Genomic DNA, 18746 nt, shown 5'->3' on the forward strand with positions numbered 1-18746 from the left:
GGAGGAAAGATGGAAGAGTATGCCGATATTTTGCAGGAAGATTGGAATACCCTACTCACTTCTGAAGAGCAAGAGGTATTTTTCAATCTAAGTCATGAAGAACAGGAGGCTTATCTGACCGCCTGCCAGTCTTATGAAGCCATGAAAGCTTATTTGGATAACCCGGAGTCTCCACCGGAGGCCAAACGGCTTTTAGATTTAAGTAGTTGGAAATAAACAGTAAGCCCTGCCGGAAATGGCAGGGCTTTTTTCTGTTTGGAGGAGATAAAAAATGACTGAGCGCAAAAAAAGCCATCAAGAAGAATATGCAGAAAAAATCGCCAAAGAACTGATCGAGCGACTTAAGCAGGGTACAGCTCCATTTCAATTGCCCTGGCAGCCTGATATGGGTAGAGATTTTCCTTTCAACCCCGTATCAGGTACTGAATATAGCGGTATGAACCGTCTAAATTTAATGATTCAAGGTTACAGTGATCCGCGCTGGATGACTTACAAACAGGCTCAGAGTGTGAACGCACAAGTCCGAAAAGGGGAGCGTGGAACTGGGTTAGTAAGGCTGATTACCAATACCGAGAAGATCCAAAAAGATGAAAAAGGAAAAATTATTCGAGACGAAAATGGAGAACCCGTTAAAGAAAGAATCCAGTTGGAGAACCCTTATTTCAAAAGTTTTACCGTTTTTAATGCCGAACAGATAGATGGTTTACCGGCATGGGAAAAGGCACCGCCTGTATGGATTGACCACGAACGTGCAGAAAAACTTCTCAAGGCTTCGGGCGCGGTTATCCATCATCGAGGCAATGATGCGTATTACAACCGAACCCGGGATTTTATAGTACTGCCCCCTAAAGAACGTTTTTTTGGGCAGGGAGAATATTACGCTGTTGCTCTGCATGAACTTGGGCATTGGACAGGGCATGCCGACCGGCTTAATCGAGATATGGGCGGTCGCTTCGGTGATTCATCTTATGCCCGGGAAGAACTTCGTGCCGAAATTTCTTCGATGATGATGAGTCGTGAGCTGGGATTACCGCATAATCCTGACAGACACGCCGGATATGTTGGCGATTGGGTAAAGGTATTGACGGAAGAACCTATGGAAATTCTGAAAGCCTCTCAAGACGCGGCAAAAATCAAAGAATTTATTTTTTCTTTTGAAAAGCAGATAGAAATAGATCGGGAGCAGAATCAATCCATTGACCAGGCTACAAATACAACAAGGCCGTCTGAAAATGAGAAATTTGTAGAACCAGGCAATCAGACTTTGGAAGAACGCGTACAGGCGGCAAAAGAACGTTACGAAGATAGATTTTCGGAAATTAGTACCAATGATCAGAAAAAATATCGCCACTTAGAAGAAGGCATGGAAAAGTTAATTAAAGGCTTACCGGAGCATACACAGGCGCAAGTACGTTTTAATTTTTACCAAAGTCAGTATGAGCATATGAGCGTCAAAAACGAACTTGAACAATCCCCCGCACAACAGGAAATGTTTTATGGGAGATAGCTGCATAAAGAACATTTGAAAACCCGACAGGTTTGTACCTGTCGGGTTTTTCTTTTTATAAAGGATGGATGAGTGAATAAAACTACCGACAATGACAAACGTCAAGTCCTCCGTGTCTTTGGATTAGACGAATCCGAACTGGAAGCATTGCGTAAGTTGGCTGAAAAAGAATACGGTAAAGCAAGTGTTTCCTTGTTGGCCAAAAAACTTTTGAAAGCCAGGTTGGAGGTACCGGAAGAACCTGCCCTGGTCAGTCTTCCTCCACCGAAAGGCAGTAAACGTATTACCGTCCGCCTGCCGGAAAAAGACCGGGCTTACCTTGAAGCAGCCGCTGAACAGCATAAATGCAGTGTCAACGATATTGTGCGCGATATAGTCCAATCACATGTTCGTAAACATCCCATGCTCTCAACGACCGAAGTCGAAATCTTGCATCAATCTAATTATCAGCTTGTCAGTATCGGCCGCAATCTAAACCAAATTGCCCGACAGCTCAATATGGGCGAAGGTGTTTCGCTTACATCAGAACAGATAAATGCCCTATCACAATTCATCAGGCAACATACCCAAAGGGTAAGTGACGTATTACGAACCAACCGCAAACGCCTGTCCGAATAGGAGTAAAGCTATGTCCCTGTACCGTAAAATAGACGATTGGTTTTTGGGTTTCAAAACCCGCTCCGTCCGTGCAAAAGATTCCAGCATCCCCATCTCAAAATCCAATCACCGGGCAAAATCCAGAGTACCCCTCAAATCAGGTAGCGGATTGGCCAACCTGACGGCGGCAGCTAAAAAACACCCCGAAGTCATGGTTAAAATCCCTAAAAGGCTAAGTCGAAACTCCAATGGTATGCAGGGCATACGCAACCATTTGGACTACATTTCACGCAACGGTAAAATTACTGTCGAAAATCACTCCGGTGAAAAATTAAACGGTAAAAAAGCCGTCAAATCGCAACTAGAAGATTGGCAGAAACTCAATATCCCCGAAAGAGGCAAACACCGGGAAGCCCTCAATATCGTCCTATCCATGCCTGCCGGAACACCTCCACAGGCAGTATTGAATGCTGCCCGAAATTTTGCCGCCGAACAGTTTGCCGACCATCAATATCTCTTCGCTTTACATCACGAATCCGAAAAAGAAGGCGAACCCGAGCATCCCCATGTACATTTGTGTGTATTGATGAGAGATACCTACGGGCAACGGCTTAATCCGCGTAAAAATGATCTTTTTGAATGGCGCGTCCGTTTTGCTGAAAAACTCCGGGAGGAAGGTGTAGAGTGTGCGGCTACTAAACGGCAACACCGGGGAAAAATCCTCAAAGCTGAAAATGGCATAGTGCGAGCCATGAAAGAACGTGGTGCAACACCCCGCATCGAAAAGCAACGGCTGGAAGAATTAAACCAAGCAATCAAAAACCTGGAACGTCCGACACATCCCTACATTCAGAAGGTCATGCAGACACGCGGTTACATATTGGCTGAATATGGTCTTATAGCCAAAGAACTGTATAAGATGGGACACAAAAATGAAGCCAGGCTTATCAGTAGATTGGCTAAGGATATGATTGGGCAACCTCTAAGCACTAAAGCACAACGGGAATACGATCAAAAGGTCAGCCCTCAAGTACAGCAAGAACCGCATATCTCCAAACAAACAGGTATAGAACAAGACAACGAACCTACTCGTTAAACAAGCAATGCAAAAGCCCGGCGGCCGTACAGACATCTGTACGGCCGCCGGGCTTTTTTATTTTTATATTTTGTCAGGCTTTGTAAATCAGTTTGCCTACTAGACAAATAGAATAGATAATTTGGTAATAGACAATTTAAGTCCTGATTATTTTAAATTAGCCAAACTTAAAAGTATTTATTTAATAGATAATTAGAGCATACTCAAATTACCCATCTTGTCCCGTATAAGGAGCAACAGTGTTTCCCGACAAATATAATCTCAGCCTGAAAGAAAATATCTTTTTGGCCAAAAAGGTATTGGTTGCCCAAATCCACAATCTAAGCCGGTTTGAAAACTGTCAGACAACTTTGTTGCAGACTGAACAGATTATCAACGGTCAAAATGTTGCCTCGGCATCATTAGGCGATATACAGACCATCTTAAATCTGAAACGCGCTTACCAATATGTAATGCGCCATATTTCAGACGGCCTTCCCGTTGATATACCACTACTAAAAAAAATCAACAGTATCGTTGCCCAAGAAGATTCATTAGCTCCCGGAGATTTTCGCACCGGCACAGTCGGCGTTACCCTAGTTGACGGATCGCGCCATACACCGCCCGCCATATCAGAAGTTGAAGTACAGAACCTGTTTGGTCAAATTGCGAACCGAAGCCGTTCGACCACCGAAACTGCTATCCGATCTATGTTGGCCTTTATGCGACAGCAAATCTTTTGGGACGGCAATAAAAGAACGGCCACGTTGTTTGCCAACGCGCTGTTAATAGAAAAAGGCTGCGGTATTTTGGAAATTTCCGAACTGCAAATGTCTGAGTTCAACGAAAAACTTTCAGCTTTCTACCGCTCCGGCGATGATTCCGATGTGGCCGCCTTCCTGTATCAAAACTGTATTTTCGGTATCGACTACTGAGGCCCGACTATGAAAGCAGCGAGAATTTACCAACGTGTCAGTACCGAAGAACAAAATCTTGAGCGACAAAACGCATTAATTGAGAAAGCTAAGGCAGAAGGTTACTACATTGCGGGGGTTTATAAGGAAAAGGCTTCGGGCGTTCGTGCCGACCGACCTGTATTGAACAAATTGATTGCTGATTTGCAAGAAGGCGACGTGATCATTGCCGAGCATATTGACCGCATCACTCGTCTGCCCCTGGCTGAAGCAGAAAAGCTGGTAAACCGTATCCGTGAAAAAGGAGCATTTCTCTCCATTCCTGGCATTATCGACCTTAGTCAAATACAGACTGACTCCGATATTGCCAAAATCGTCTTAGACAGCATACAAACCATGTTGCTTAAAATTGCCCTACAAATGGCTAGAGATGACTACGAACAACGTAAGAAACGCCAAGCAGCCGGAATTGCTGAAGCAAAAAAACAAGGACGATTCAAAGGTCGTCAGGCAGATGCTCAAAAACATAAATTGATTATCAGCCTGCGCTCACATCATACCCTTCAAGAAACAGCCAAGTTGGCCGGATGTAGCGTATCCCTGGTGAAACTGGTAATGCGACACCACAAACAATCCCTAATTTCAGAAAAGGAATAAAAATGGCTACTTTAATGCAGAAAGACGCTTTGATTGAACGTGTGGCTTCAGTTTTGGCCATGATTGCGCGAAAAACTCCACGAAGCGAAGGCCGTACACCTGATCAAAGTCGTTTGGTTGCCTTACGCCGGGAACTGTATGCTTCAGAACCTGAAGATATCGATTTTGACGAAGTAGTGAGTGAGTGCAATCAGATTTATCAAAAGTATTCTGTCTAGTCAGATAAGGAAGGTAGTTATCTATGACGCTTGAACAGGAAAATGAAGCATTTGAGAAAATATGGGACGATCTGATGGATGAACATCAGATTAAACCTGAATCACCACCGAAAGGTTTTGTGCTTGGGGGGCAGCCAGGGGCAGGAAAATCAAATCTTATTAAAATGATAAATGCACAACTGAACGGAAATGTGCTGGTTGTGAATGGAGATGAGTTCCGTCGTTATCATCCTAATTTTGATGAGATACAGGCTCAATATGGCAAAGATTCTGCCAAACATACAGCCGAGTTTTCAGGAAAAATGACAGGTAGGGTCATAGAGCAAGCACTTCAAGAAGGGTATAACATCGTTGTTGAAGGAACTTTCAGAACGCCTGAAACGCCAATTAAGACTTTGAACGATATGCAACAGCATGGTTATCAAACTGCTGTCTATCTACAAACTGCTCCTTCAGAAGTAAGTTGGCAAGGCACATTAGAACGCTATGATGAAATGGTCAAAGCTGGTGAAACACCAAGAGCAACACCAAAAGAACATCATGATTTGGTGGTGGAAAAACTTCCAGAGAATGCAGATAGAGTTTTTCTTTCCGGTAAGGCCGATTATTTTGCTGTTTATTCACGCGAAGGTCTGATCTTTGACAGTAGAATCCATCAAAACCAATTGCCTGGTATAGCGATTGACCATGAGCTTCATCGCAATACCCGATATCTAGAAAAATTGGAGTCTCGTGTTAAACAGGAGTTTGACTCTTTGAGTACTTTTCAGAAACAAGTAATTAAGCACGCAGAAAAACTGATTGCTGGTTTACAACCGGCTAATCAAATTCACGCAAAAATCAATCTTTATGACAGCCAACTCCAACAGTTAGATAAGAATCCTCAACAGAATATGGATTTAGATATTGATCGCTAAATTATTAGGCCATTTGTTCCAAAGAAAAAACACCCTTCGGGGTGTTTTTGTATTCTAAACAAAAGGATGTTTGGTTATGGGAAATTTAAATCCAAATGAACTATATTCTTTGGTAAAATGATTTCGTTACAAAATCAAACTACAAAAACTATGAGCGAAATACCAAAGAAACGCGGTGGCCGTAGAGACGGTGCTGGGCGCAAAAGCAAGACCGGTGAAGCGACGACAGTAAAGCGTATTCCTGTTTCGTTGATACCCGCTGTCGATGCCATGATTGCCTCTTCTGCCCTGCCACCGGACAGTCTGATTCCAATAAGTCGGACAAATCTGAAGGTTCCGGTTGCCTTAGAAAAAGTACCGGCCGGATTTCCGTCACCTGCGGAGCCGTATGTCGCAGACTACCTAGATTTCAACGAATATCTCATTGCCAACCCGTCCGCCACCTTCGCCGCCCGTTCCGGTGGATATTCCATGTTAGATGCTGGGATTAGTAAAGACGATATTATGATCATCGACCGCTCCAAAACGCCGAAGCACGGTGATATTGTGATGGCGGATTTAGGCAACGAGTTTACGATCAAACGACTGTACAAAGTTCCCGGACGTAAGCCTGAGCTGCACTCTGAAAACGCTTCCGGCGAGTACCCTGATTTTGTACCGACCGATGAAGATACATGGTCAGTTGTAGGAGTCGTGACTTTCGTCATCAAAGACGTGCGTCAGGGCGGTTAATATGTACGCACTGATAGATGGCAACAGTTTTTACTGTTCCTGTGAGCGGGTATTCCGACCGGATTTGAAGAATGTTCCAGTTGTCGTCCTATCGAACAACGACGGCTGCGTGGTTGCACGATCTGCTGAGGCAAAGGCTTTAGGCATTAAGATGGGGGAACCCTATTTCCGTGTGAAACACTTAGTTTCTCAAGGTCGTCTGAAAGCTTATTCGAGCAATTACGAACTCTATGCTGACCTGTCCCGGAGGATGATGGCAACTATCGCCGGTTGTGTACCGGCGGTTGAAGTCTATTCGATAGACGAATGTTTCGCCAGTATGGCCGGTATCGATAACCTCGCCGAACTCGGCGGCCAAATCAGACATCGCGTATTGCAGTGGGTCGGTATTCCAACCTGTGTCGGCATCGCACCCACGAAGACACTGGCCAAGTTTTGCAATCATCTTGCCAAACGTTACCCCGATCACTTTGGAGGAGTGGTGGTTTGGTCAGATTGGAATGAGTCTGTCCGCCTTCGTGCCTTGCGCAGCCAGGGTGTCGATGAGATTTGGGGAATTGGGGGTAGAACAGCGGCCAAACTGGTGGCGCAAGGAATTTATACCGCATTGGACTTCGTTCGGGCGGATACCGCTACCCTACGCCGGCGATACGGCGTGACGGTCGAACGGACGCAGCGCGAAATGCAGGGTATTGCTTGTGATGGTTTGCACCCCGAACCGCAAACAAGGCAGAATCTTGTCCGCAGCCGCAGTTTTGGAACGTGTATCGAAACACCGGAGGCGTTGCAGGCGGCGATTACACATCACATCAGCTCGGGGGCGGAAGCCTTGCGTCGTGACGGACTAGCGGCTTCTGCCGTTACCGTATTTCTACACACGGATTTTTTCCGGGAAGAAGCCCCTCAATACCATAAGAGCCTGAGCCGTAATTTGGCCGTGCCGTCAGCCGATACCATCATCCTGAACCGGGAGGCGCAAAATCTGTTGGCGATCGTTTACCGAGGCGGCTACCTCTATAAAAAATGCGGTATCGAATTGCATGGGCTAAAGCCCGTCGGACAGATACAGACGGATCTTTGGCAGCCTGTAACTACCAATCCGGTCATGGAAGTATGGGATAGAATCAATCACCGATACGGAAGAGGCCGTCTAAAACTTGCATCAGAATTATTGGCCGATGACTGGAAAATGAACAGAGATAGGTTGAGCCAGTGCTATACCACACGGTTTTCTGATTTACCCATCGTTTGACGAAGGATAAGTTTCTTCAAAAGAATCCCGATTTTTCATAAATAAAAAGCCCGCCGTAGGGGGCAAGTGGAAAATAGGCGTGGCAATTTTGTAGGCTGCTGAAGGTGCCGGAAAAGCTGCCTAAGTCTGTTTTCTACTTGGGGGCGTGGGGACGTTTCTGCCGAACTTTGAGAGGCGGTAACGGGGCTGCGGCGGGCTTCTTTTTTCAGTTTGGCTTAGACAGATAAAGGTCATCTGAAACAGTGATTACAGATGACCTTTATATCTTAGTCATTATAATTAATCTGCTCTACTGTCCACCAAGTGTGAGGGTAATGCGCCTTAAAATCTTCAATTTCCCATTGAATTTCTTCATCATCAATACCTGTGTCATAGATATATTTTTTGTCTGAACCTATAAAATGTGTTGCTCTTATACAACCTTTTCTAATGCTTGCTTCAATTTCAGAAACATTTTCCAACATCAACAGCTTAATTAGGGCTTCGGTATCCAGCCTCGTTTCAGTAGGAATTTTACCTTTTAGGCATTCAGAAAACATTTTGTTATATCCTTTCTTTAAAACAAAACCAACTGTTCTTCCAAAGTCAACAAAGGGGCAGTAATCTCCGTTTCTCTTTGGTGGTGCTGTTCTGCATCGAAAGCTGCTTTTTTGTCAGCGACAATTTCAGCTTTCATCTCGTCTTCAAATCCTCCACGCAACCAATGCACCGTCCGCCATGCCGTATGAAATTCAAGTTTCAAACTGTCTCCATGTATGATTTTTGCGGGAATGCCATAAAAATGGCATTGCACAAAACACATCCACACACATAAAACATCAATATCTACCGCAACCGCTGCCATATGTAAGCTTGGAATTTTTCCGCTATCGGCGATATGTTCGGCGAAAGCAAGCAGATTCGCACCACTGCCACAACATGGCTCAAGTAAAGAAACAAATCTTTTATTCGTCAGCTTCTCCACCGCGTCGATTCCTGCCAGTCTTGCCATCACTCTTGATATAGACATTGGCGTAAAAAACTGTCCGTTACGCTCGTTCGACGCTCCCAAGTCCATATAAAGTTCGCCCAAAAAATCTTCGTAGTTTCCGACTTTCACCGCTCGAATACAGCCCGAAGCCAAAACGCCTAATAGCTCAGGAAAAATTTTAAAAGCCTCTTCTTTATATTGTCGGCGGATAACGTGGTATCGCTCTTCACGATTTTCCCAATCTTCATCCCGAATATAGCTGTTTAAAACGGCAATCGCTGCCAGCTCAACGAAATCACGAAAAACATCAGAGGGTTTGTATGCAGCACCAAACGAATAAATACGTTTTTTCAGCTCTTTAACAGTGTTTTCCATCTTCTTGCTCCCTATGGTTTCAGACGGCCTTTACCGCCTGAAACCGTGTACCATTACCACCAACTGTCATAAAACACTGCTTGTCCCTTAGCTATTGCTAGACGGGCATTTGCAATAAAGTTTTTAGTTTCTGTAATGTCTTCGGGATATATCTCATCGTCTCCAAAGAAAAAGCCCGGCGTGTATTCCAATTTTTCTTCATTTAAATCAGATTCCAGACGGTCTAAATCTTCAAGTTCTAGCCGAACAGTGCAGCAATTAAAGACTTCAGCTTTTCCGCCTTTTTGCCGATATAAGTTTTCCATCCAACCATGAAGATGGTTAAATTTTCGCCAGTAGGCAAAATGATTCAGTGCTGCTTCTTCGCGTTCATCTTCACTCACATTCACATCAGTTTGACGGTCGCCGACAAACTCGGCTTTCATGGTATAGCCATACATATCTAATCCCATCTGATAGTCCTTTCATAAATGTTCATTCATAAATAAACAACCATCGGGGGCATCTGCCGCCGTGTTGTGATGTCGTTAAAAATTTCAAAGCGCAAAAAGTCCAGACTGGCTTTGTGCGGCTTTCATCTTTGTCCGGTGCGCCTTCTGTGGCGTGGTGGAAAAGGTGGAAGACGTGCAGAGACACTTGTCTTGGTCTGGACTTTTTGCGCTTTGAAATTTAGACATCAACCAACAACACGGCGGCAGATGCCCCCGATGGTTGTTCAAACCTTCAGCCGCTTTGCGGCGTTTCCGCCTTGTTGGGCGGAATTGAAAAACGCATTTAGTGCGTTTTTTGGCACTCGTTGCCTATCCTGCATTGTAGTTAAAATTTATCGGTACTTATTCAATATCCTTTTTTGAGAAAAGAAGTACGCGTGGAGAGGAGGTATTTGTTGTTTAATTGTTGTATATGTGTTGTTATTTGGTTGTAAATAGGTTGTATAGTCGTTGTAATAATGTTGTATATGTTGTTTTATTGTTGTAATAATGTTGTATTTATGTTGTAAAAATACTTGTATATTTGTTGTTTAAATGTTGTATAGATGTTGTTTTTAGTTGTTTATTGTTGTAATAGGTTGTATTAATGTTGTATAAGTGTTGTATAGGTTGTAAAATAGGTTGTATAAATGTTGTTATGATGTTGTAAGAGGTGTGTATGAGTGATTTAGAAGATTTCATCAAATCGTATGAAAATAAATTGAGTCCAGGGAAACGATCCGTACTGGAGCCTTATAAAGATGAAATTTTAGAAATGAAGCAGCTTGGGTTTACTGAAAAACTGATATTGCAGTTTTTGGCTGAAAAGAAAAATGTAAGAGTAAGCCAACAGGCATTAAATCGATTCATCCGTTCCCGGCTTCAAAAAATGAATTTAGGAGCTGAAAAGAAGGTAGAAAAAACTCAAAATGATAATAAATTAACTAATTCAAAAAGCCTCGTTTCTGAACCTGAAAAGCAAAAAGAAACTTTGGCTCAATCTAATTCCGGAAAGAACAAATTTGATTGGCAAAAACCGATTAACCCGGAGGAGTTCAAATGAAAAAGCCGTCTGAATTTTCAGACGGCCTTTACTCAAAAAAATAATTTCAAATATGCTAAATCTTCGGGTGTATCAGCGGTAAAACTGCGCTTCCTCACAGGTTAACCTACACAAATTCCTCCTGTTCTGCCCTGTACATGTTTCTAACGATTTATCCACAAAACCTGTACATATCTCTCCCTCAAAAAGAGTCTATATCCTCTCAACCATCAATATCCATCTACATCCATTATAAATTGCACAAAAAACAGTCAGGCGTGAGCCTGTAATATTTTTTGATAGTGGTCTGTGAACGTGATCTTTGTATAAAGGCCGTCCTATACGGACAAAGTTCTATGTCCTCTAAAGCCAAAGTTCTTTGCTCATTATGTACAAACACAATATTTTCAGATACTTATTTTCAACATAAAAACCGATTTTTTAAATCTGATTGGGATAAAAAAGGGAAACGGAGCAGAAAAACAGCCGATCACATCTCTAATTTTTGAGGAGAACAGGAAAAAATCACTTTCAGACGGCCTAATTACCGGCAAAAAAGCACAAAAAAAGCTGCCGGAGCAGCTTTGGGGCATGGCTGTGCCAACAGCCTGATGATTACTGTTTTTTCTTATAGTAATTTAGGAGATTTTGACGGTGGGGGTTGTCAGGATTCCGCTGCTGTCCGTCTGTATCAGGAGGATGAACGGATTGTTTGATTTGTGCCTCATATTCTGCCAGCACCTTAAGGGCTTCTGCTTCGGGTGTCGGCTGTGAGCGGATAGGCGATCGGTCGGATGCGTAGAAGCCTGCCCAGCCGTTTAGAATGGCTTTTCGCATAGCAGCTTCCAAGTCGTAATTTTTATTTTTGAGGTCTTTGAGTTGATTGAGCAGGATCTTTTTCTGCTTCAGACTGACTGGCTTGCCTTTTTCGGCGCGCATTTTGAGGAAGTCATTCCAAAGGTCGAGATTGATCCATTTTTCAAGACGGAAATTGTCAATGTCGAGATGGTAACGGCTGTTGAATTGCGGCACTGGTTGGCCTTTGACAAGATAGCATAGCTCTAACAGACGCTCTTTATTGAGCTGCCAGTGCATCCTGCCGTGTACACCTGCACGTCGGCATTGGATAACGCCTTTGCCTGAAAGGAATTTTCTTGCCTTTTCATAGCCACGTCGTGTCAGTCCGAACTCATCGAACAGCTGGGAAGCGGTTTTATAAAACCAACCCTGACGTTTTGGTTCTTTATCGGCCACGTCGCTCCACCAAAACAGCCCTGACAATAATGTCGCTGCCTGAATATTGGAGCCGCACAAAAGCCCGAACTCGCGGTAAACCACGAAGTCCGTTGTTATGTGGTGGCGGATTTCGGCTGTGAGCATTGTTATTTGGTTTCAAACCGTTCCGGATAAAAAAGATGAACCTCCGTGAGTCCATCTTCTCTGAATAACTCAACCAGTTTTGCTGCCAAATCCCTATTCGGGATTTGTTTCGCTCTTTCAATTCTGGAAATATTCCCACTATCGCTGCCAACTAATTCGGCAACTTGCTCCAACGTCAGTTTTCGCCCTAGGCGAGCTAATTTTAAAGGTGAAGTCATAATCTGATTCCTACTAAAAACTTTTTTATTATGCGTTAAACGCAGAAAAATAACAAGGCTATTCTGCTTTCACAGCTTTGATGTATTTCACGCAGAATTAGAGAATGCAAGAATGGATATTGGACAAAACATTCGCGCTAGGCGAAAAGAATTAAAAATGACTCTTGAGCAATTAGCTCTTGAAATTGGTTCGGATACTGGTAACCTCTCAAGAATAGAAAGAGGTCAACAATCCTTGACTACTGAAAAGATAAGTGTAATTGCGAAAGCCTTAAACTGCTCCCCCGTTGATTTGATGTCATCTCATATAGCAAAGGATATATCGCTTCCATCAGGCTATCATAGGATTCCTTTGTTAAATAAGCAGCAAATTTTAGATTGGGATAAAATCCAAAGTCATGTTGAATTTTTAGAAATCGAAGAATGGTTGATAACAGAAGCAATAATTTCAGCACAATCTTTTTCATTTGAAATAAATGATTTAAGCATGAGTCCGGATTTTCAGATAGGTGATAAGATTATCTTAGACCCAACTTTACAAGCTGAAGCTGGAGACTTTGTTTTGGCAACAAGTAATGGTCAGGATATTTTTTTCAGAAAGTACCGTGCGCGTGGCATCGTTGATGGAAAAAAAGTTTTTGAGCTATATCCATTAAATGAAGATTTTGAAATTTTCCATTCTTCCCACTCTGACTTGAAAACGTTGGGGGTCATGGTTGAGCATCGAAAATATAGAAGAAAATAATTGCACTCTTCTTCAACCTGAATCATGATTTGCAAGGAGATTTCTGTGAAATCTAAAGTTATTTTTGAAAACAGATTTTTTGAATTACTTTGTTATTCAGGAATAGTGGTGGATACAAGTTGTAGAAGTAGCACAAGTGTTTCGGGTGGTGGGTTTGATTATGTTTCTATCGAGAGCCAAACACACGAAACACTTGAGTTTTTTCTAGTTGATGATGAAGGAGGTGAGGCTAGCTTCAAATTCTATGACTGGGATTTTTCTGCGCGTGTCGGACACCGTGTAAAAGTGTATGGGTTATTTGATAAGCGGAAAAATCGTGGCGAATATGTCATGTTGCATAACAGCAATTTGGGGGAAAGCACTCCAAAATATTCAAATATTAAATCAGTTATCAGAAACAAATTCATGTTTTTGTCGGCATTATTCATCCTAATTGTTCTTTTTGGTCTGCCAATATTCATGAAGTATATTGTCATACCAGTCATAGGGTTACTACCTTTTGTAGGACCTTTCCTGCAAAAAGCCTTAACACCGTTTATCGTTATTCTCCTAATTTCAGTATGTATCATCTTTAAAATAATTTCTTACAATACCTTTAAGCTAATCAAGAAAGCTTTATTGGCAGACATCAACAGATAATCTTCAATTGCCCAATAAAAAGGCCGTCTGAATTTTCAGACGGCCTTTTTATTTTTATCAAAATTCAAATTTGCACTTGACGCAGAAAATAATCTGCTTATAATGCAAATATATTCTGCAATTAACGCAGAAAGCTCTTTAAATATTTGGAACGAAGCAACCGGCCTTCGGAGTTGTTTTGGCCTTAAAAGACTGAAACATCATGCGTAAAAAAGGTGATCGAGCCTTTGGGTAAATCGGACAAACGGTTGCAGGCAGCATCTGACCTGCCAAAAAAAATGCCGCGCATCCGGGTTGCCCAGTGGGGTCCGGTAACAGGCGGCAAGTTGGACGTATTTCTTAATCGGGACGTATTCCCGATGCAGCAGCGATAATCTGCGGACAAGCTGCAAAATACATTTTGATTTTTGTATTCCCCGCCGTGAGCGGGTATTTATCGGAAAAGTCCGATAGGGCAAATGCCCAAATGTTCAGACGGCGCTACCCGTCTTTAAACATGTATCCAAATCCAAGCCCGCTTGTGCAAGAAGCGGGTTTCCGTTTGGGTTCATCTGAAATAATCAGATAGTTTATTATAGTCTAATGGTGTCATTATGACAAATGACGAAAAACGCATTATAAGATAAATTTGTCTTAAAACATATTCCAAATTGTTTTTTTCTACTGCCTGGCTACATTATAGGGTGGCGGGCAACTCAGTGGCTCGGAGCAAAAAGACTGAGCGGTTCCGAAACCGTCCGTGTGTGATGTTGTGTGAACAAGCACTTTGCCCGTGAACAACCATCAGTAGCGGGAGGGTAAAAATCGGCGGCATGGTATTTATCACACCCTGCCGTTTTGAGCGATGCCCTGATAAGGCTGACTACCGGCAATAGGTCGGGGAGCAGGTGGAAGCCCTGCACTTGTATAAGAAGGTTCTTGAATGCTAAATCTCATTTACATTGGTACATTTTTACCCCCTGCATCTTTTTTAATCAGCACAGTGTGTTTGATGAAAGGTAGTGAGGCGTTGGAAGACAGTCAATTTCACATGAAATTCTTATGTTGGTTTGGACTGCTGTTATACAACATATCTTGCTCCATCGCCTTTCAACTGAGCATCGACCAACTTGGAATCCTTATAGCATTTAGTGGGTTAACCATTTTGACTTTGATGTTTGTTGTACTAACCATAGCGCAAAGTCGCCTTGTTAACTAATTTGTTGAGATTGGTGGAAGCCCTGCAATTAAATTCTGAGGTCGTCTGAGAACGTTTCAGACGACCTTCACTTCATCTAAAAGCGAAAGGAAGTAACATGAAAAAAATCCGCAAACCAGTCAAACAGATCGTTATCGGTACATATCAAAGCATGAGAGCCGCAGCCCAGCAGGTTGACCTGCTGATGAAGGGCAATTCCGATTTGTGCGTAAACATTGTGCAAGAAGGAAGAAAGTTCCAAGTTCGCACAGTTGTTTGGCAATGAAAAAGCCGCTTTCATACAAAAGCGGCATTTAAGTTGAGATGGATGATCTCGTAGGGGTACGCAGATTATCCTTTTTTTCGTCTTTTATTTCAATATGGAAAAGGTGTGTGTATGAAAAAATCTTTGGGTTTGTTAATTGCGGCATTACTGGGAGCAGCGCCAGCGACTTATGCTGATGATGTGCTGACAGGTGATACGCGCTTGGCGTGTGAGGCAATTTTATGTCTGTCATCAGGTGATCGTCCAAGCGAATGTGCGTCATCTATTAGACGATATTTTTCGATTCGCCACAAAAAATTGGGCGATACGATCAAGGCGCGTCGTAACTTTTTAAAAATGTGTCCGAGTAGTTCGGAAAGTGCTGAAATGTCGGGTTTGGTTGATGCAATTGCAAATGGAGCTGGCCGGTGTGATGCTCAAGAGTTGAACCGTATGATGCGTTATTCAAGGTTTGAGAAGGTATGCGAACAAAAAAACAAATATCGCTTTGGCCGACAATATACGTTTGATGAAAATTGCCAGATGGTTAAAAAGTTTTACGTCAGACCTGATAAACCGGAATACTGCAAGGCTTATTACGACCACGGATGGACGACTGCGGGCGATAAAGTACGATATGTCGGCGAAGAGAAGAATGGTGGTCGCTGGGTAGATATTCGTTAAAACTTCACTCCTGCTTTACATAGGCATAAATGTTTAGCAGCTTCGGCAGCCCTGCTATATAGGGCTGCTTTTTTTACAAACACAAACTTGTTCAGGGACGAGCAGGTTTCTTTTTGTAAAAAATCATTTGAACAAACGAAAGGTTATGCCATGAAAGAAGTCCATTTTATTGCACAAGGTAAAGGTGGCGTTGGTAAATCAACGATTGCAAGTTTTTTAGGTGACTACCTCAAAGCAAAAGCCAGTGGAGAGCAACTGCATTGCTTTGATACTGATCCCGTAAATCCTTCTTTTAGCCGTTTCTCGGCGTTAAATCCTGAAGTAATCGATATTTTAAATGACAGTAACAATATTGATTCCCGCTATTTTGATGGATTGATTGAGAAGCTAGTAAACGAGGAAGGTATTGCTGTCATTGACAACGGGGCTGCTACTTTTGTGCCATTGATGTCTTATATGGCAGAAAACGAAGTACCGTCCTTCTTGGCCGAAAACGGTATCCGCATGATTATTCATGTACCACTTGTAGGTGGACAGGCTCTTGATGACTGTATTACAGGTTTGGTGCAAACATTAAATGCTTTACAGGCTGAAGTGGTTATTTGGCTTAACGACTTTCAAGGTGTGGTAACTAAAGATAAACCGTTTGAGGAATTTGGTGTTTATAAGCAATACAAGGATCGTATTATCGGCGTGGTACATATTACACATCGCAACCCGGATACGTTTGGTGCAGATATAAAGGAAATGACAACCAAAAACCTGACTTTAACTGAAGCACAAAATTCAGGTGTATTTGGCTTGATGCCTCGCCAACGTCTGCGTACGGTACAGCGTGAGTTGTATGAACAACTGGATCAAATAGAGTTTTTGGCTACTCAACGCCAATCGGAAAAATCAGAGGCATGATATGGGAAAAGCAGAAGTAGATGCCATTATTGCCGACGTGTTCCGGGTTTCGGGTATCAAACTTACAGCAGACGATCCGGTTATTGCTATTCTGTTGGTACAGGAAAGCCGGCTGAAAGCCTTGTTTGAAGAACAACGTAACCATACCCGTGAGGATTTTGACGGAATTGCTGCTGAAATCGAAGAACCGTTGAAAACGGCAGTTCAAATTGCTGAAGATTTGAAGACTTATCGTGAGCAGATTATGGCAGATCTTCTAGCAGGATATGGAAAAGAACTTGCCGAAAGTGAAGGCAAGTTGTATGCCACCATCCAAGCCAAGATTGACAAGCAAATGAAGGGATACCTTGACGAAGTGACAACGAAGCTAAATCGGTCATGGTTAGTTGCGGCACTGATTTTCTTCTGTTCCATACTTGTTCTGAAATTCGTTTAGGTACATTTATGCTGACAGAGAAGAGGGTAGAAGTTGTTACCGTAAAAGTAAGCGCCCTGTTTAATCCAAAGGATGATCAGTTTCCGCACTTCCGTCTCGTTCCACTCGAAGCAGACAGGCAGGGTTATCTCTGCCTGCTGTTTTATATCGACCGAAACAACTTTTTAGTGTTGGAATCCCGTATCAAGCGATATGCGGCAGTTAGACGGCTGTCGCTATTACAGGAAAACGCACCCTACACGGTTTATGAAATATCGAGATAATCCATGAAGACATATGACGTGAAAGAAGCGGCTCAATACTGCAAATGCCATCCCGAAACTATACGGGAACATATCCGCTCCGGCCGTTTGGCAGCCTCCATGCCAGGACGGAAATACTGTATCACGCAGCCCGCACTTGACGCATTTATAAACGAACTGGAAAATGCGCGGATGCTGGCTTCACTCGAAAGTAGGAGTGAACAAAAATGCCGATCTATAAACGCGAAAATGGCGTCTATTACATTGACATCACAACGCAAAGCGGTCAAAGAATTAGACAATCTTCTCGCACCAAAGACAAAAATGAAGCCCAAAGGCTGCATGACAAACTGAAACATGAATTGTGGCAGCAGGAACATTTCAACGAAAAACCGAAACGACTGTGGGATGAAGCGGCAGTCCGGTGGATTGAAGAGATGGGGGACAAGAAAAGCATCAGGGATGACATAAGCCGTTTACGCTGTCTAGTTCATTTCAGAGGTGTCTTCTTGCACCATATGAGCCGTGATTTCATCATGCAGACCATCAACCGTATGACTTGTTCGGACAGTACCAAAAATCGCTATCTTGCCTTAATCCGATCGATTTTGAATAAGGCGGAAAAAGAATGGGGCTGGCTGGACAATGTGCCGAAGTTTAAACTGTATCGTGAAGCCAAACGCCGTATTCGTTGGCTGAAACATGAAGAAGCCCAAAGGCTGATTGATGCCCTGCCGGAGTATTTAGCTGATATGGCAGTGTTCAGCTTGGCGACAGGCTTGCGGCAACGCAATGTACTGGGACTGAAGTGGACGCAGATCAATCTAAGCCGTAAGACGGCATGGATTGAGGCCGACGAAGCCAAAGCAGGACGCGCTATCGGCGTTGCCCTGAATCAGACGGCACTAGGTATATTGGAAAAACGGATGGGCAAACATCCATCTTTTGTTTTTACTCTACCAAACGGCAAACCCGTGAAAAGCATCAGTTCGCGTATTTGGAAAAACGCATTGTCTCAGGCAGGCATTGTTGATTTCAGATGGCACGATCTGAGGCATACTTGGGCAAGTTGGCTGGTACAAGCCGGAGTTCCGCTCGCCGCTTTGCAGGAAATGGGTGGTTGGGAAAATGTCGGGATGGTTCAGAAGTATGCCCATCTAGCCCCCGAACATTTGCACGGACACGCGGCTATATTGGACAGTGTCGGTCTTGGTTTCGACACAAAACAGGCACACCTCAAGATAAGTGGTGGCTAAGAAAAAAGCCCAAACAATTGTTTAGGCTTAGGAAAAGTGGTGGGTCGTGAGCGATTCGAACGCTCGACC

Annotated in this window: 24 protein-coding genes and 1 tRNA gene (1 of these 25 running past the window's edge); 19 read left to right on the forward strand and 6 right to left on the reverse strand. The window is 43.2% G+C overall.

What is annotated here, in order from left to right; genetic code table 11:
* Nucleotides 1–9 precede the first annotated feature (9 nt).
* The 10 genes from HMPREF2711_RS03935 (at nucleotide 10) to HMPREF2711_RS03980 (ending at nucleotide 7869) form a co-directional block, all read left to right on the forward strand.
* Complete coding sequence (locus HMPREF2711_RS03935; protein ID WP_049323736.1) at nucleotides 10–216, forward strand: hypothetical protein; 207 nt, start codon at nucleotides 10–12, stop codon at nucleotides 214–216.
* Between the two features lie 55 nt (nucleotides 217–271).
* On the forward strand, nucleotides 272–1507 hold the full coding sequence (locus HMPREF2711_RS03940) for an ArdC family protein (RefSeq protein WP_070615599.1): 1236 nt from the start codon (nucleotides 272–274) through the stop codon (nucleotides 1505–1507).
* Nucleotides 1508–1579: 72 nt separating this feature from the next.
* Nucleotides 1580–2125, forward strand: a complete 546-nt coding sequence (gene mobC, locus HMPREF2711_RS03945; protein WP_225905455.1) for a plasmid mobilization protein — start codon at nucleotides 1580–1582, stop codon at nucleotides 2123–2125.
* 10 nt (nucleotides 2126–2135) lie between these two features.
* On the forward strand, nucleotides 2136–3200 hold the full coding sequence (locus HMPREF2711_RS03950; RefSeq protein WP_070615602.1) for a relaxase/mobilization nuclease domain-containing protein: 1065 nt from the start codon (nucleotides 2136–2138) through the stop codon (nucleotides 3198–3200).
* 239 nt (nucleotides 3201–3439) lie between these two features.
* A complete protein-coding gene (locus tag HMPREF2711_RS03955; RefSeq protein ID WP_070615605.1) occupies nucleotides 3440–4114 on the forward strand; it encodes a Fic family protein in 675 nt (224 codons plus the stop codon).
* Nucleotides 4115–4123: 9 nt separating this feature from the next.
* Nucleotides 4124–4750, forward strand: a complete 627-nt coding sequence (locus tag HMPREF2711_RS03960; RefSeq protein ID WP_070615608.1) for a recombinase family protein — start codon at nucleotides 4124–4126, stop codon at nucleotides 4748–4750.
* 2 nt (nucleotides 4751–4752) lie between these two features.
* A complete protein-coding gene (locus HMPREF2711_RS03965) occupies nucleotides 4753–4968 on the forward strand; it encodes a hypothetical protein (RefSeq protein WP_249552212.1) in 216 nt (71 codons plus the stop codon).
* 23 nt (nucleotides 4969–4991) lie between these two features.
* The gene (locus HMPREF2711_RS03970; RefSeq protein ID WP_070615611.1) at nucleotides 4992–5885 is read left to right on the forward strand and encodes a zeta toxin family protein; all 894 of its coding nucleotides are present in this window, start codon (nucleotides 4992–4994) and stop codon (nucleotides 5883–5885) included.
* A gap of 150 nt (nucleotides 5886–6035) precedes the next feature.
* On the forward strand, nucleotides 6036–6617 hold the full coding sequence (umuD, locus tag HMPREF2711_RS03975) for a LexA family protein (RefSeq protein ID WP_070615770.1): 582 nt from the start codon (nucleotides 6036–6038) through the stop codon (nucleotides 6615–6617).
* Between the two features lies 1 nt (nucleotide 6618).
* Nucleotides 6619–7869, forward strand: a complete 1251-nt coding sequence (locus HMPREF2711_RS03980) for a Y-family DNA polymerase (RefSeq protein WP_070615614.1) — start codon at nucleotides 6619–6621, stop codon at nucleotides 7867–7869.
* Between the two features lie 266 nt (nucleotides 7870–8135).
* On the opposite strand, the gene HMPREF2711_RS03985 is transcribed toward HMPREF2711_RS03980, so the two are convergent.
* From HMPREF2711_RS03985 to HMPREF2711_RS03995, 3 genes are read right to left on the reverse strand one after another with little or no spacing between them, the layout of a single operon-like run.
* Nucleotides 8136–8408, reverse strand: a complete 273-nt coding sequence (locus HMPREF2711_RS03985; RefSeq protein WP_283118186.1) for a hypothetical protein — start codon at nucleotides 8406–8408, stop codon at nucleotides 8136–8138.
* A 17-nt stretch (nucleotides 8409–8425) separates the two neighbouring features.
* Nucleotides 8426–9214: an N-6 DNA methylase gene (locus HMPREF2711_RS03990; RefSeq protein WP_070615616.1), complete on the reverse strand. Its 789-nt coding sequence runs from the start codon at nucleotides 9212–9214 to the stop codon at nucleotides 8426–8428.
* Nucleotides 9215–9267: 53 nt separating this feature from the next.
* Nucleotides 9268–9666, reverse strand: a complete 399-nt coding sequence (locus tag HMPREF2711_RS03995; protein WP_070615619.1) for a phosphoglycerate kinase — start codon at nucleotides 9664–9666, stop codon at nucleotides 9268–9270.
* 697 nt (nucleotides 9667–10363) lie between these two features.
* On the opposite strand from HMPREF2711_RS03995, the gene HMPREF2711_RS04000 reads away from it, so the two are divergent.
* On the forward strand, nucleotides 10364–10747 hold the full coding sequence (locus HMPREF2711_RS04000; protein WP_070615622.1) for a hypothetical protein: 384 nt from the start codon (nucleotides 10364–10366) through the stop codon (nucleotides 10745–10747).
* Nucleotides 10748–11341: 594 nt separating this feature from the next.
* Here HMPREF2711_RS04000 and HMPREF2711_RS04005 read toward each other — a convergent pair.
* Together HMPREF2711_RS04005 and HMPREF2711_RS04010 are read right to left on the reverse strand one after the other, a co-directional pair.
* On the reverse strand, nucleotides 11342–12106 hold the full coding sequence (locus HMPREF2711_RS04005) for a hypothetical protein (RefSeq protein ID WP_070615625.1): 765 nt from the start codon (nucleotides 12104–12106) through the stop codon (nucleotides 11342–11344).
* 2 nt (nucleotides 12107–12108) lie between these two features.
* On the reverse strand, nucleotides 12109–12324 hold the full coding sequence (locus HMPREF2711_RS04010; RefSeq protein ID WP_049351607.1) for a helix-turn-helix transcriptional regulator: 216 nt from the start codon (nucleotides 12322–12324) through the stop codon (nucleotides 12109–12111).
* A gap of 112 nt (nucleotides 12325–12436) precedes the next feature.
* Here HMPREF2711_RS04010 and HMPREF2711_RS04015 point away from each other — a divergent pair, with 112 nt between their 5' ends.
* The 8 genes from HMPREF2711_RS04015 to HMPREF2711_RS04050 all read left to right on the forward strand — a co-directional run bounded on the left by HMPREF2711_RS04015 (nucleotide 12437) and on the right by HMPREF2711_RS04050 (nucleotide 18677).
* Nucleotides 12437–13069, forward strand: coding sequence for a helix-turn-helix domain-containing protein (locus tag HMPREF2711_RS04015; RefSeq protein WP_070615627.1), 633 nt, complete (start codon nucleotides 12437–12439; stop codon nucleotides 13067–13069).
* Between the two features lie 45 nt (nucleotides 13070–13114).
* Nucleotides 13115–13708, forward strand: a complete 594-nt coding sequence (locus HMPREF2711_RS04020; protein ID WP_141745648.1) for a hypothetical protein — start codon at nucleotides 13115–13117, stop codon at nucleotides 13706–13708.
* 1295 nt (nucleotides 13709–15003) lie between these two features.
* A complete protein-coding gene (locus tag HMPREF2711_RS11115; RefSeq protein WP_168162757.1) occupies nucleotides 15004–15171 on the forward strand; it encodes a hypothetical protein in 168 nt (55 codons plus the stop codon).
* A 111-nt stretch (nucleotides 15172–15282) separates the two neighbouring features.
* On the forward strand, nucleotides 15283–15834 hold the full coding sequence (locus HMPREF2711_RS04030; protein WP_070615633.1) for a TrbM/KikA/MpfK family conjugal transfer protein: 552 nt from the start codon (nucleotides 15283–15285) through the stop codon (nucleotides 15832–15834).
* Nucleotides 15835–15984: 150 nt separating this feature from the next.
* A complete protein-coding gene (locus tag HMPREF2711_RS04035) occupies nucleotides 15985–16743 on the forward strand; it encodes a nucleotide-binding protein (protein WP_070615635.1) in 759 nt (252 codons plus the stop codon).
* Nucleotide 16744: 1 nt separating this feature from the next.
* On the forward strand, nucleotides 16745–17179 hold the full coding sequence (locus HMPREF2711_RS04040) for a hypothetical protein (protein WP_070615638.1): 435 nt from the start codon (nucleotides 16745–16747) through the stop codon (nucleotides 17177–17179).
* A 266-nt stretch (nucleotides 17180–17445) separates the two neighbouring features.
* Nucleotides 17446–17775 carry a helix-turn-helix domain-containing protein gene (locus HMPREF2711_RS10800; protein ID WP_083301548.1) on the forward strand — a complete coding sequence of 110 codons (330 nt, stop codon included), beginning with the start codon at nucleotides 17446–17448 and terminating at the stop codon, nucleotides 17773–17775.
* Nucleotides 17691–18677, forward strand: a complete 987-nt coding sequence (locus tag HMPREF2711_RS04050) for a tyrosine-type recombinase/integrase (protein ID WP_283118215.1) — start codon at nucleotides 17691–17693, stop codon at nucleotides 18675–18677. The genes HMPREF2711_RS10800 and HMPREF2711_RS04050 overlap by 85 nt, the downstream gene beginning before the upstream one ends.
* A 37-nt stretch (nucleotides 18678–18714) precedes the next feature.
* On the opposite strand, the gene HMPREF2711_RS11190 is transcribed toward HMPREF2711_RS04050, so the two are convergent.
* A tRNA-Lys gene (locus HMPREF2711_RS11190) sits at nucleotides 18715–18746 on the reverse strand; it runs 149 nt beyond the window's last position.

Source organism: Neisseria sp. HMSC070A01, from assembly GCF_001810165.1.
Classification (GTDB): Bacteria; Pseudomonadota; Gammaproteobacteria; order Burkholderiales; family Neisseriaceae; genus Neisseria.

Excerpts from the sequence above, each read along its gene's own strand:
- HMPREF2711_RS03935 (WP_049323736.1), top strand. The coding sequence starts at position 10 with ATGGAAGAGTATGCCGATATTTTGCAGGAAGATTGGAATACCCTACTC.
- HMPREF2711_RS03940 (WP_070615599.1), top strand. The coding sequence starts at position 272 with ATGACTGAGCGCAAAAAAAGCCATCAAGAAGAATATGCAGAAAAAATC.
- HMPREF2711_RS03950 (WP_070615602.1), top strand. The coding sequence starts at position 2,136 with ATGTCCCTGTACCGTAAAATAGACGATTGGTTTTTGGGTTTCAAAACC.
- HMPREF2711_RS03960 (WP_070615608.1), top strand. The coding sequence starts at position 4,124 with ATGAAAGCAGCGAGAATTTACCAACGTGTCAGTACCGAAGAACAAAAT.
- HMPREF2711_RS03965 (WP_249552212.1), top strand. The coding sequence starts at position 4,753 with ATGGCTACTTTAATGCAGAAAGACGCTTTGATTGAACGTGTGGCTTCA.
- HMPREF2711_RS03970 (WP_070615611.1), top strand. The coding sequence starts at position 4,992 with ATGACGCTTGAACAGGAAAATGAAGCATTTGAGAAAATATGGGACGAT.
- umuD (WP_070615770.1), top strand. The coding sequence starts at position 6,036 with ATGAGCGAAATACCAAAGAAACGCGGTGGCCGTAGAGACGGTGCTGGG.
- HMPREF2711_RS03980 (WP_070615614.1), top strand. The coding sequence starts at position 6,619 with ATGTACGCACTGATAGATGGCAACAGTTTTTACTGTTCCTGTGAGCGG.
- HMPREF2711_RS03985 (WP_283118186.1), bottom strand. The coding sequence starts at position 8,408 with ATGTTTTCTGAATGCCTAAAAGGTAAAATTCCTACTGAAACGAGGCTG.
- HMPREF2711_RS03990 (WP_070615616.1), bottom strand. The coding sequence starts at position 9,214 with ATGGAAAACACTGTTAAAGAGCTGAAAAAACGTATTTATTCGTTTGGT.
- HMPREF2711_RS03995 (WP_070615619.1), bottom strand. The coding sequence starts at position 9,666 with ATGGGATTAGATATGTATGGCTATACCATGAAAGCCGAGTTTGTCGGC.
- HMPREF2711_RS04000 (WP_070615622.1), top strand. The coding sequence starts at position 10,364 with ATGAGTGATTTAGAAGATTTCATCAAATCGTATGAAAATAAATTGAGT.
- HMPREF2711_RS04005 (WP_070615625.1), bottom strand. The coding sequence starts at position 12,106 with ATGCTCACAGCCGAAATCCGCCACCACATAACAACGGACTTCGTGGTT.
- HMPREF2711_RS04010 (WP_049351607.1), bottom strand. The coding sequence starts at position 12,324 with ATGACTTCACCTTTAAAATTAGCTCGCCTAGGGCGAAAACTGACGTTG.
- HMPREF2711_RS04015 (WP_070615627.1), top strand. The coding sequence starts at position 12,437 with ATGGATATTGGACAAAACATTCGCGCTAGGCGAAAAGAATTAAAAATG.
- HMPREF2711_RS11115 (WP_168162757.1), top strand. The coding sequence starts at position 15,004 with ATGAAAAAAATCCGCAAACCAGTCAAACAGATCGTTATCGGTACATAT.
- HMPREF2711_RS04030 (WP_070615633.1), top strand. The coding sequence starts at position 15,283 with ATGAAAAAATCTTTGGGTTTGTTAATTGCGGCATTACTGGGAGCAGCG.
- HMPREF2711_RS04035 (WP_070615635.1), top strand. The coding sequence starts at position 15,985 with ATGAAAGAAGTCCATTTTATTGCACAAGGTAAAGGTGGCGTTGGTAAA.
- HMPREF2711_RS04040 (WP_070615638.1), top strand. The coding sequence starts at position 16,745 with ATGGGAAAAGCAGAAGTAGATGCCATTATTGCCGACGTGTTCCGGGTT.
- HMPREF2711_RS10800 (WP_083301548.1), top strand. The coding sequence starts at position 17,446 with ATGAAGACATATGACGTGAAAGAAGCGGCTCAATACTGCAAATGCCAT.